The organism is Homoserinibacter sp. GY 40078 (genome assembly GCF_008017545.1).
Lineage (GTDB): Bacteria > Actinomycetota > Actinomycetes > Actinomycetales > Microbacteriaceae > Homoserinibacter.
In genome coordinates, this window is the sequence record NZ_VRTZ01000003.1 from 38546 (window position 1) to 50075 (window position 11530).

Sequence of the window (11530 nt, forward strand, 5' to 3'; positions counted from 1 at the left end):
GGAGCGCCATGACCTTTCCCCACGACCTCTTCCTGGCGCGACAGCTCACGCGGGAGCCGTCGCCGTCGTCTGCGGCCGCGTCATCCGACGATCCTGTCGATCAGCTGAAGTCCACCCTCAGTTGGCGGGTCACCGCGCCCCTCCGCGGAGGAAAGGCGCTCGCCTCGGAGCTGCGTCGCCGATCCGGGTCGCGTGTCGACGCCCTCCGCAGCCGACTCCTGGCCGTCGCGCCGGCGCTCATCGGGCCGGAGGTCGACCCCTCGACGAAGACGCGTGACCTCCTGCGCGCGCTCATCGACAGCGCGATCGACGACGAGGATCGCATCTGGCTCCTCTTCGCGGGTGCAGTCGGCGCCTATCCCGATGCCGACGAGTTCATCGCGCTGCGCCGCCACCTCCGGCGGCTCTCGCCGGCCCAGCGTCCGAAGGCGTTCCTGGCGCACACGGTTGAGGTGCTGTCGCGCACGCACACCCACTATCGCGAGGTGGATCTCCGTGTGGGTGAGACCGTCGTGGATGTCGATTTCTGCGCGACGGTCGGCTTCACCTCGGGCGTGCAGCGGGTCGTCCGAGAGACCGTGGGGCGGTGGCATGAGCGTCATTCGGTCACGCTTCTGGCCTGGGACGGTGGGGGAAGCGCGATGCGCGTGCTCGCCCCGAACGAGGAAGCGCGCGTGTCGGGGGCGTATCGGCTTCGCGAGCGCGATTTCGACATGCGCCACGCGGAGTCGGTGATGCGCACGGTCATCCCGTGGCGATGCAACGTGGTGCTCCCCGAGGTGGCGCGAGAGCGGTACTCGCGCAGCCTGATCTCACTCGCTCGGTTCTCGGGCAACCGGGTGCGAGCGATCGGATACGACATGATTCCTGCCGTCGACGGCTTCTTCGTCGATCCTGCTCAATCGCAGTCGTTCGCGCGATACCTCACTCTCGTGAAGCACGTGGACGAGGTCGTGGCGATCAGCGAGGCCGTCGCCGAAGAGTTCCGAGGGTTCGTCGATGCGTTGACAGCGCAGGGGGTGACCGGACCGACCGTGTCTGTCGTACCCCTGTCGGAGGAGGTCTCCTTCGACGACGTCGACGCGCCGAAGCCGATCGAGGTGCCGCTCGTGCTCGCGGTCGGCAGTCACGAGATCCGGAAGAACCAGATCGCCGTCGCCGATGCCGCCGAACGGCTCTGGCGGGACGGACTTCGCTTCTCGCTGCTCTTCGCGGGAGGTCCGGGGCCCGAGTGGTACACCGACCTCGACGATCGCGTCACCGAGCTCGTCCTCGACGGGCGGAGCGTCGCGGTCGTCCAGAGCATCAGTGACGAGGAGATGCGCCGCGCATATCGCACCGCTCACGTCCAGGTCTTCGTGTCGCTTCACGAAGGATTCGGTCTGCCCGTCGTGGAGGCGCTCGCGGCTGGCACTCCCGTGATCACCTCGCGGCGGGGGAGCATGGGTGAGATGGCGCGCGCCGGCGGCTGCATCGCGGTCGATCCCGAGGACGTCGGCGAGATCGCCGAGGCGCTGCGACGTGTCCTCACCGACGACGCGGAGTACGGTCGCCTGGTCGCCGAGATCGGCGAGCGCCCGTCTCGCACGTGGGATGACTATGCCGACGCGGTGTGGGCTCGGATGACGGAGGTGTCGCGATGAACGAGATCGAGGCAGCGGTCGGGCAACGCGTCACGGCGCTCGCGGCGTACTGGGAGGTGTCCGACGACCCCGCGGCGCTCGCGGACACGCTCGAGCGCGATCCGAGTCCCGAGCGGATGTGGACCTTCCTCGCCGCGATCGGCGCCGAGATCCCGTCTCGCCGAGCCTTCGGCCACGCCATTCGCGGCCTCGCGGTGGACGGCGGCCGCGCGACCGCCCTCGCTCTTCACGGTGAGGCGCTCCGACTTTCCGGGGAACGCGCGGTGCGGACCATCGAGATCGTGGCGGATCGGGTCGTCGTCGATGTCCATGACACTGTCGCCACGGAACGCACGAGCGGTATTCAGCGGGTGGTCCGCGAAACGGTCCGGCGTTGGCGGGTAACCGGTCGAGACATGCTCCTCGTGCGCTGGACGTCCGACGGGCGTTCGTTGCGCACTCTGTCCACCGATGAGTCGGACGCCATCGATCAGCCTCGGCACATGGCCGGTGCGGTCGATGGTGAGCGGGTGATCGTGCCGGCCCGCGGCGTGTTCGTCGCCACGGAGCTCGTGGCAGAGACCTGGCGTGCCCGTCGTCTCGAGGGTCTGGGCGCGAACCCGGCGATCCGGGTCGGCGCGATCGGTTACGACTGCGTCCCGCTGACGTCATCCGAGACGGCCTCATCGGGGATCGCGCGTCAGTTCCCCCAGTACCTCCAGGCACTCGGTTCGGCCGATCGGATCATCGCGATCTCCGAGGCGGCGGGAACCGAGTTCCGCGGGTGGAGGCGGATGGCCGCCTCGTACCGTGAGCGGGTACCCCGTATCGGTGTCGTCCCGCTCGCGGCAGAGATCGCACCCCCGTCCGAGGCGGATCTCGCCGACGCTGTCCGCGTGCTCGGGGCCTCGCCCAAGCGGCCCCTGGTTCTCGTCGTGGGCAGCCATGAGCCCCGGAAGAACCACCTGGCCGTCTTGGAGGCCGCCCGGCAGCTGTGGGCCCAGGGCGTCGACTTCCGGTTGTGCTTCATCGGCGCGACCAGCTGGGGAAGCGAGCGCTTCCACGACGAGGTCGACGAGCTCCAGCGCAAAGGTCGGCCACTCGTCGTGGTCACGGCCGCGTCCGACGGGCTCTTGGCGGCCGCATACTCGCGCGCGACGGTGAGCGTGTTCCCCTCGCTGCACGAGGGATTCGGTCTGCCCGTCGTCGAGTCCCTGATGCTCGGTACCCCGGTCGTGACCTCCGGCTACGGGAGCATGAAGGAGATCGTCGATGCGGGTGGCGGCGGTGTGCTGGTGGATCCACGCGACGACTCGTCGATCGCCGATGGCATCCGTCGCGTGCTGACCGACAGGACGCTCCGGGAGCGTCTTGTCGCCGAAGCCCGTTCGCGCGCACCGCGCAGCTGGGACGACTATGCGGCCGAGCTGTGGTCGCGCTTGGTCGAGGACGAGGCGGAGACGGTCGACGCCTAGGCCCGGTCGGGGCGGTCCCCGCGCCGGGTGACCTATCGGGCGGTGGGGCACACTCCCGCGGATCGCGCCTCGCGGTCGGCCGTGGCATGCCACGCCACGACCTCGAAACGGGCGGTCGTCCACCCCGCGTCCGGAGGTTGGGCGAGCAGCTCGAGTGAGCCGCGCACAGTCTGCGGGTCGGCGACCTGCACCGGCGACCCGGTGAGGACCTCGTCGAGGCCCGGCCCCCCATTGCGCACCTCGTAGATCACGAACTCGTCGGCATCCGGCCGGCAGGCCATGAAGTCGAGGATCCGTTCCGCGTCGAGCTGGCGGTCCGGTGCGAAGTTGTTGCGTGCCTGATCGGTGTCGACCATGTCGATCCCGTAGCTGCGCTGGAGCGGAACGGCGAACGCCATCCACGTGTTCGGGAAGAACCAGTCGTCGATCTCGCTCGGATCGCTGCTCGTCCACATCCGCGGCACGCTTTGCTCGGCGACTGCTGCCAGCTCTCCCACGAAGGAGCTCGCCCCCGTCATCAGCTGCCCTCGTGCCTGCAGCGCGAGCGACGGGATCGAGGGCACGACGATCGTCACCGCGAGCGCCGCTGCGAGCACGGCTCGCGCACCACGTGGAATCCCCCTGGAGAGGAGCGCGGCGAGCCCGACAGCCGCGATGACGAGGATCGCCGGGAGGGTCTCGGAGACGAGGTACCGATCCCAGTAGAGGTAGTAGGCGCTCGTGTTCTCGAGCCCGAGGCGAAGCGTGTGCAATGCGATGAACATCGCCGAGGTGACGCCGAGGAGTCCCAGCACGAGGGCTCGGTCGGGCCGGATCCGCGCGGGGAGCAGCGCGAGCGCGACGATCGCGGCGGCTGTCCACCAGATCCCCATGCGCAGCAGTGTCGCGCCGGTCTGCGCGCCCACCGCGACGACGAGGATGACCCCCACCGCGAGCACGGCGGCGAGCAGCAGCCCGGCGACGAGCGCGATCCTGCGGCCCGACTCCGTGGGCTGGATCCGCCGGTGGGCGAGCAGTGCGAGCCCGAGAAGCGCGAGCGGGGGCAGGACGCAGAGAGCCGCGGCGGCCGGGGTCGCGGCGAGCAGCCCCAGTGAGCGCATCGCGTCGATCACGGGCTGCGGGGCGAGCCCCCCGATCTGCATGGAGACGAAATACCGCGGGATCTCGGCGACCCCGTACCAGTAGCCCACCCCGACACCCGCCGCGAGGGCGGCCAGAGAAGCCAGCAGGCGCGCCGTCAGGGGGCGCCAGACCCCCACGACGAGGGCAGCAGCGAGCATGACGACCCCGGGGATCACGAGCAGCACTCCCGACCCGCGCAAGAGCGAGAGCTGCGCCGCAGTCAGTGCCTGGAGCACGAGCAGCGGCCCGAGCCTGTCGCGTGCCGCTCCGAGGCCGTCGGCGAGCAGCCTGACCCACACGACGAAGAGCGGCGCATTGAGGGATTCGCTGCTCGCGAAGGTCGAGAACCACACGAGGTGCGGCTGCACCGCCACGAGACCGCCGAGTGCGAGAGCAGTCCACCCGCGCACCCCGAGCAGGCCGGCGAGCCGCACGATCGCGACGAGAAGCGCGATGCCCGTGATGCCGAGGCTCGAGGCTGTCGACGGCGAGCCCCAGAGCGCCGCATCCCAGGTGAGAAGGGCGGGGAACAGCGGGGGCCACGAGGCGTGCAGCTCGCCCGTCCGGGCGAACTCGTTGGCCCAGTTCACGTAGGCGCCCATATCGCCCACCCAGGGCAGGAAGTCGACCTGCCGCACCCGGAGGATGAACGCGAGGACGAGCACGGCGGCCCAGGAGACCGGGAGGGCGAGGCGTCGTCCGCGGGGGATCGCGGGGACCGCCGGAAGAGGCGTACGCCGGGCGATGGCCCAGCCGATGAGGGCGACCCAGGCGACGGCGGCGCCGATTCCGCCGCCGATGCCGAGCCACCCGACCGCGGTGATCGACGAGGCCACGATTCCGAGGCCGAGCGGAAGAGCATCGGCCAGAAGGGCGATCCAACCGTCGGCGCGCCGCCTCACGAGAACCGCCGCCGGGGCGCCGACGATGATCGCCACGATGCCGAGAACGGCGATGTGCGCGGCGGTGTCGAGCACGGCGTTCTCCTCCGGTCGCGGCGACCTCGGTCCGGAACGTGCCGTGCACGCTGCATCCACTCAGAAGTGCCCGAAGACGATGCCTTAGGATATCAAGGCCGTGGGCCCCCACTCCGCGGCACGACACCCAGGAGCGAACGTGACGGATATCGCCCGACTCCGGGCCGACCGGATCGCGGCGCTCCCCTTTGAGCGGGTCGAGCCGACGGCCGGGATCGCGCAGGGCACGAGCCACGCGCTGCGCCAACTCTGGCGCTATCGCGAGCTGCAGGGCCTGCTGGTGCGCCGCGAGCTGAAGGCCCGCTACAAGGACAGCAGCCTCGGATTCATCTGGTCGTTCATCCGGCCCGTGATGCTGCTGCTGATCTACTACTTCGCGATCGGCTACTTCCTCCAGGCGCAGCGCTCGATCCCCGTCTTCGGCATCTTCGTGTTCGCGGGGCTCGTGCTCTGGGGGCTCTACAGCGACATCCTGGTCGCGGGCACGATGTCGATCCTCACCAATGCGGGGCTCATCAAGAAGGTGAGCCTGCCGCGCGAGATCTTCCCGCTCGCATCCGCGGGATCCGCGTTCGTCAACTTCTTGATCCAGTGCGCGGTGCTCATCGCGGCCGTTCTCGTCTTCGGCCAGATGACGTTCACGTGGGACGTGCTGTATGTCTTCCCAGCCGTGCTGCTCGTGATGGTCTACGGCACGGCGTTCGCGATCCTGCTGTCGGCCCTCAACGTCTACCTGCGTGACATCCAGTACCTCGTCGAGGTCGTGATGCTCATGCTGTTCTGGACGTCGCCGATCGTGTATTCGTACCGGATGGTCGCCGACGTCATCGGCGGTACCTGGCTCGAAGCGGTGTACCTGGCCAATCCCATCACGGTCGCGATCCTGTCGTTCCAGCGGGCGGTATGGCTCCCGAGCCCGTCGGTGCAGAGCCAGCTGACGGAGATGGGGATCGATCCGTCGACGATGCATCCGGCCGATCTCGATGTCCGGATCCTCGTCTTGCTGATCGTCGGGCTTCTGCTGCTCTGGGTCTCGCATCGCACGTTCCTGCGCCTGCAGGGGAACTTCGCGCAGGAGATCTGATGGCTTCATCCGGGTCGCCTGCTGTCGACGCGCCCCTCGTCGTGCGACTCGACGGCGTCTCGAAGCATTTCGTCGTGCGTCGCGAGAAGTCCCTCAAAGAGCGGCTCGTGAACTTCGGGCGTTCGCGGCGGCACCGTGAAGACTTCACCGCTCTCACCGGAGTGGGATTCGAGATCCCCGTCGGTCAGACGGTGGGTCTCGTCGGGCACAACGGGTCCGGCAAGAGCACGCTGCTCAAGGTGATCGGGGGGATCATCGCGCCCGACGCGGGCGTCGTCGAGCGGCGCGGTCGCATCGCTGCGCTCCTCGAGCTCGGAGCCGGTTTCCACCCGGATCTCACGGGTCGCGAGAACGTCTATCTCAACGGCTCCGTGCTCGGCCTCAGCCGCAACCAGATCGACGAGTTCTTCCAGTCGATCGTCGACTTCTCCGAGATCGGGGAATTCATCGACACCCAGGTGAAGTTCTATTCGTCGGGAATGTACGTGCGCCTCGCCTTCGCGGTCGCGGTGCACGTCGATCCCGATGTCCTGCTGGTCGACGAGGTGCTGGCCGTCGGCGACGAACCGTTCCAACGCAAGTGCATGGACAAGATCCGCCAGTTCCAGAGCGAGGGGCGCACGATCGTGATCGTCAGCCACTCGTCCGACCAGATCGCGGACGTCTGCGATCGGGTCATCGTGCTCAATCACGGGCACGTCGTGTTCGATGGCGAGACCGGTCCGGGGCTCGAGGCGCTCGCCGCGAGCTTCCACACGCCCCCTCCTGGTCCCGCCCCCGAGGAGCAGCCATGAAGGTCTTCATCCAGATCCCCTGCCTGAACGAGGAGCAGACGCTCCCGCTCGTGCTGGAGAGCATCCCCAAGGAGATCCCGGGGGTCGACGAGCTCGAGATCCTCATCATCGACGACGGCTCGAGCGACCGCACGGTCGAGGTGGCGGAGTCATACGGCGTCACGCACTTCGTCCGACACACCCGCAACATGGGTCTCGCCCGGTCGTTCCGCGACGGCGTGCACTACGCGCTTGCTCACGGTGCCGACATCGTGGTCAACACCGACGGCGACAACCAGTACCCGCAGGACCGCATCCCCGACCTCATCGCCCCGGTCATGAGCGGCGAGGCCGATATCGCGATCGGCGACCGTCAGACCCACAAGATCGCGCACTTCTCGCCCCTCAAGAAGATGCTCCAGCGTTTTGGCAGCTGGGTCGTGAACCTCGCCGCCGATACCAAGCTGCCGGACGCCGCAAGCGGATTCCGCGCGTACTCGAAGGAGTCGCTCCTGCGGCTCAACATCGTCACGCAGTTCAGCTACTGCATGGAGACGATCATCCAGGCGGGTAACAAGCGCCTGAAGATCGCGAGCGTGCCGGTCGACACCAACCCGAAGACCCGCGAATCGCGCCTGTTCTCGAACATCTTCGAGCACATGCTGAAGTCGGCGCAGGCGATCCTGCGCAGCTACATCATGTTCAAGCCGTTCGTGTTCTTCGCGTGGATCGGCGTGATCATGCTCGCGAGTGCGCTCATCCCGTTCGTGCGCTACCTGATCCTCATCTGGTTCTTCTCCGAGGACGCGGGCGCCCACCTGCAGTCCCTCATCCTCGGGGTGGCGCTGCTCATCGGGTCCCTGCTGGCCTTCGCCTTGGGCGTGCTCGCCGACCTGCAGCGCACCAACCGCGTCCTCATGGAGGAGCAGTTGGAGCGCGTGAAGGAGATGCAGTACGGCTTCCGCCCCAACGAATTCATCTCGCGCGAGACGGCCGACTGAGCCTCGCCTCCGGGCCGCGCCTCAGGATGCGAAGGGCTGCGGCGGCGGTGTGCGCAAGGCCGAGCGCCAGCTGAGTTCCCGGGATGCCGTGATGCAGCACACGACGAAGGTCGTCCAGCCGAAGTCGACGAGCATCGAACTCTCGGCGAGCGAGACGAGCAGCAGAACCACGAGCACGAGCGCAGGCCATGCGTAGATGACGCTCCGGCGTCGCCCGGCGAGCAGCCACGAGCGCGTGAACGCGAGTCCGAGCATCACGATGAACAGCAGCATGCCCACGACGCCGAGCTGGAAGAGCACATCGAGGTAGGCGTTGAGCGCGGATGAGGCCGGCCGGTCGCCGGAGACCGTCAGCCCGACGAAGGGCACCACGTCGCCGTGCCAGGGCCCCGCCCATCCCCATCCCTCGACGGCATTGTCGGGCAGCAGCACCACGATCTGGTTCCAGAGCGCGAGGCGGTAGTCGAGGGCTCCCTCGGCGTTGAACACCCGCACGAGCGGGCCGCGGATGAGCCAGGCGATGCCCACGAGCACGACGGCTGCAGCGAGGATCGTGAACTGCGCCGCGTGCCGCCGATCGGGCCGCACCCGCCGGATCCCATACAGCACCGCCGCCGCGACGGCCACGATGCCCGCGGTCGCGATGATGATGGGCGACTGGGTCAGCACGATTGCGAGTCCCGCGCCGACGAGCGAGAGCACCCCCACGATCGGCCGGACGGATCTGGTGCGCAGCTCGGTGGCGAAGCTCACCGCGCCGACGAGCGCGAGGAGGCCGAGCTGGTTGCGGGTCTGCATGACCCCGGAGATCGGACCGAGCTCCGCGATCCGTGCCTGGACGTTGAGGAAGGGGATCGCGGTGTCGATGAGGATGCCCGCGAACACCTCGATCGCGAGGGAGACCCCGATCGCGACGCGCAGGACGTCGCCGGCCATCCGCACGATCTGGATGGTGTCGCGAGTCCACGCGATGAACGCGCCGATCGCGGTGAACGCTGCGAGATAAGCGAACCCGCCGAAGGTCACCCACTGGTACTGGCTCCAGACGAGTGAGATCCCCGCCCAGCCGAGGAACGCGAGGAGCGAGATGGGCGGCACCCCGAGGTCGAGCTCATCGCGGCGCAGCACGACGACGACCGCCATGAGCGCGACGATCGTCGCCAGGATCGCCACGTGACCCGCCCACCCCATGAGCCTCACGAGAAGGAACGAGAACGCGCCGGCGCCGAGGCCAGCCGTCGCGAGCGCCGCCGAGAAACGCGGGCTGCGCAGGAGTCCGGCGAACGCGGCGGCGACCGCCCGAGCGGGCGGCGGGGTGGTCATCTGAGGGCCGCCTCGCGCTCGCGCCAGCCCGTTTTCACCGCGATGACGATGAGCAGCACGAAGTCGAGCTCGATCAGTAGACGACTCTCGGCGAGGCTCCGGACGAGCAGGGCGACGAGCAGCAGGAACCACGCGGCCGTCTCCGGCCAGCTGAGCAGGCTCGGCGCCACCCGGATGCGGCCGATCTCGGCGGCCATGCCCCAGCTGCGCACGAGCGCGCCCAGGACGACGAGGCCGAAGACGACGAGCCCGATCACCCCGAGCTGCAGGAAGACGTCGAGCCAGGCGTTGTGTGCCTGCAGGTAGGTGACCCCGCGGATCACGACGAGCCCGTCGAACGGTTCGACGAAGGGATTCCAGTAGCTCACCCAGCCCCATCCGGCGACGGGGCGCTGCACGGCGAGACCTGCGACGATGTCCCAGATCTCGAGCCGGTTGGTGAGGTCGGAGCTCTTACCCAGGAGCCCGAGCAGCGGCTCCCGCGCGATGATCGCGGTGACGACGGCGGCGACGGCGACACCCAGCCCCACCAGGTGCGCCGCCACGCGAGCCGCCCCGGAGGTCCGTCGCACGACGAGCAACAGCACGGCGGCGAGCGCCACCGCGACCCCTGCGACGAGCACCGTCGACGAGCGGGTGAGCGCGAGCACGGCGACCGCGGCGGCGATCCAGAACCAGCCCCACGGGGGCGATCCGCGCCGCGCGAGCACCCGCAGCACGAACACGATGAGGGCGAGGAGCGCGAGCATGCCCAGCAGGTTCGCGTTGCCGACGATCCCCTGGATGCGGCCGCCCTCGAGGAGCAGGTTGCGCGACCAGTAGAACGCCGCCGGGATCTTCTCGAGATCGCTGTAGTCGACCCAGAAGGGCAGCACCGGGCGCCGGATCGCGACCGCCACGAAGAGCTCGAAGACGAGGGAGAGGCCCAGCACCCAGCGGAGGGCGTCGCTCAGGGTCTCGAGCACCTCCTCGCCGCTGAGCGCGAGCGCGATGAACGTCGCGGCGGCTGCTTGCGCGACCGTCAGCACCGCCGCGATCGCGGTCGTCCCGGGGTAGGCGGACCACGCGATCGAGAGCGTGATGAGCACGAGGAAGGCGGCCACGCCGATCGGGAGGCGGCGCAGGTTCGCGCGCATCCGCACGAGCTCGACGACCGCGGCGACCACGAGCACCGCCGCGAGCGCGCCCCAGCCCCACCAGCCGATGAGGTAGCGCCAGAAGTCGCCCGCAGCGAGGGTGAAGAACGCGACCGCCGCGAGCGCGCGCTGGTAGCCCGTCGCAGCCCTCATTCCTTCAGGCTAGCGGCGCAGGAAACACCTCGGCGCGGCACTTAGGCTTTATCCCATGCCCGAGCGCTACACGCTGGGCCACCACGAGAGCGTTCTGCGCTCGCACCGGTGGCGCACCGCCGAGAATTCGGCGGCCTATCTCGTTCCTCATCTCCGCCCCGGAATGGACGTCCTCGACGTCGGTTCCGGCCCCGGCACGATCACGGTCGACATCGCCCGCATCGTCTTCCCGGGCCGTGTGGTCGGCATCGACGCCTCCGAGGACGTCGTGGAGGAGGCCGCGCGTCTCGCGCGCGAGCAGGGCGTCGAGAACGTCGAGTTCCGTGTCGCCGACGCCTACGACCCCGGCTACGACGAGGGCGCATTCGACGTGGTGCACGCCCACCAGGTGCTGCAGCACCTCGGGCGACCGGTGGAGGCGCTCGCCGCCTGGCGCCGGCTCGTCGCCCCCGACGGCATCGTGGCGGCGCGTGACTGCGACTACGAGGCCGCGGTCGTCGCGCCGGGGCGACCCGAGCTGCACCTCTGGCAGGACACCTACCAGCACCTCGCGCGACGCAACCACGGCACCCCCGACGCGGGGCGACACCTCAAGGAATGGGCGCGCGCGGCGGGGTTCTCGACGGTTCAGTCGGGAGCCTCGGTGTGGTGCTTCGAGAGCGACGACGAACGCGACTGGTGGGGCGGGCTCTGGGCGGATCGAGCCGCCGACTCCGAGTTCGCCACCGGGGTGCTCGAGACCGGGGGCACTCGCGAGACGCTCGACGCGATCCGCTCGGGCTGGCTCGCCTGGCGTGACGACCCGGACGGGTGGATGATCTTGCCGCACGGCGAGATCATCGCGCGCGGCTGAGCTGGCTGCGC

8 protein-coding genes and 1 pseudogene are annotated in these 11530 nt (G+C 69.1%); 6 read left to right on the forward strand and 3 right to left on the reverse strand.

Translation table 11 applies throughout. From position 1 onward, the window contains the following. Positions 1-8 precede the first annotated feature (8 nt). Both FVQ89_RS13475 and FVQ89_RS13480 read left to right on the forward strand, forming a co-directional pair. Positions 9-1643 (forward strand): glycosyltransferase, encoded by a 1635-nt coding sequence (locus FVQ89_RS13475; RefSeq protein ID WP_147902510.1) that lies wholly within the window; start codon positions 9-11, stop codon positions 1641-1643. Further along, positions 1640-3097 (forward strand): glycosyltransferase family 1 protein, encoded by a 1458-nt coding sequence (locus FVQ89_RS13480; protein ID WP_147902511.1) that lies wholly within the window; start codon positions 1640-1642, stop codon positions 3095-3097. Before FVQ89_RS13475 ends, FVQ89_RS13480 begins: the two co-directional genes overlap by 4 nt. 32 nt (positions 3098-3129) lie before the next feature. On the opposite strand, the gene FVQ89_RS13485 is transcribed toward FVQ89_RS13480, so the two are convergent. Continuing rightward, positions 3130-5196, reverse strand: coding sequence for a hypothetical protein (locus tag FVQ89_RS13485; protein ID WP_147902512.1), 2067 nt, complete (start codon positions 5194-5196; stop codon positions 3130-3132). 139 nt (positions 5197-5335) lie between these two features. On the opposite strand from FVQ89_RS13485, the gene FVQ89_RS13490 reads away from it, so the two are divergent. The 3 genes and pseudogenes from FVQ89_RS13490 to FVQ89_RS13500 all read left to right on the forward strand — a co-directional run bounded on the left by FVQ89_RS13490 (position 5336) and on the right by FVQ89_RS13500 (position 8054). Continuing rightward, positions 5336-6280, forward strand: coding sequence for an ABC transporter permease (locus tag FVQ89_RS13490; RefSeq protein WP_147902513.1), 945 nt, complete (start codon positions 5336-5338; stop codon positions 6278-6280). After that, positions 6280-7029, forward strand: a pseudogene (locus FVQ89_RS13495) (ABC transporter ATP-binding protein); the annotation flags it as partial. The gene FVQ89_RS13490 and the pseudogene FVQ89_RS13495, both read left to right, overlap by 1 nt. Positions 7030-7070: 41 nt before the next feature. Further along, positions 7071-8054: a glycosyltransferase family 2 protein gene (locus FVQ89_RS13500; RefSeq protein ID WP_147902515.1), complete on the forward strand. Its 984-nt coding sequence runs from the start codon at positions 7071-7073 to the stop codon at positions 8052-8054. 21 nt (positions 8055-8075) lie between these two features. Here FVQ89_RS13500 and FVQ89_RS13505 read toward each other — a convergent pair whose 3' ends face one another. Continuing rightward, positions 8076-9377 carry an O-antigen ligase family protein gene (locus FVQ89_RS13505; RefSeq protein ID WP_147902516.1) on the reverse strand — a complete coding sequence of 434 codons (1302 nt, stop codon included), beginning with the start codon at positions 9375-9377 and terminating at the stop codon, positions 8076-8078. Further along, positions 9374-10666 (reverse strand): O-antigen ligase, encoded by a 1293-nt coding sequence (locus FVQ89_RS13510; RefSeq protein ID WP_147902517.1) that lies wholly within the window; start codon positions 10664-10666, stop codon positions 9374-9376. Before FVQ89_RS13510 ends, FVQ89_RS13505 begins: the two co-directional genes overlap by 4 nt. A gap of 55 nt (positions 10667-10721) precedes the next feature. Here FVQ89_RS13510 and FVQ89_RS13515 point away from each other — a divergent pair, with 55 nt between their 5' ends. Then, positions 10722-11519 (forward strand): class I SAM-dependent methyltransferase, encoded by a 798-nt coding sequence (locus tag FVQ89_RS13515; protein ID WP_147902518.1) that lies wholly within the window; start codon positions 10722-10724, stop codon positions 11517-11519. Positions 11520-11530: the final 11 nt, after the last annotated feature.

Excerpts from the sequence above, each read along its gene's own strand:
- FVQ89_RS13475 (WP_147902510.1), top strand. The coding sequence starts at position 9 with ATGACCTTTCCCCACGACCTCTTCCTGGCGCGACAGCTCACGCGGGAG.
- FVQ89_RS13480 (WP_147902511.1), top strand. The coding sequence starts at position 1,640 with ATGAACGAGATCGAGGCAGCGGTCGGGCAACGCGTCACGGCGCTCGCG.
- FVQ89_RS13500 (WP_147902515.1), top strand. The coding sequence starts at position 7,071 with ATGAAGGTCTTCATCCAGATCCCCTGCCTGAACGAGGAGCAGACGCTC.
- FVQ89_RS13505 (WP_147902516.1), bottom strand. The coding sequence starts at position 9,377 with ATGACCACCCCGCCGCCCGCTCGGGCGGTCGCCGCCGCGTTCGCCGGA.
- FVQ89_RS13510 (WP_147902517.1), bottom strand. The coding sequence starts at position 10,666 with ATGAGGGCTGCGACGGGCTACCAGCGCGCGCTCGCGGCGGTCGCGTTC.
- FVQ89_RS13515 (WP_147902518.1), top strand. The coding sequence starts at position 10,722 with ATGCCCGAGCGCTACACGCTGGGCCACCACGAGAGCGTTCTGCGCTCG.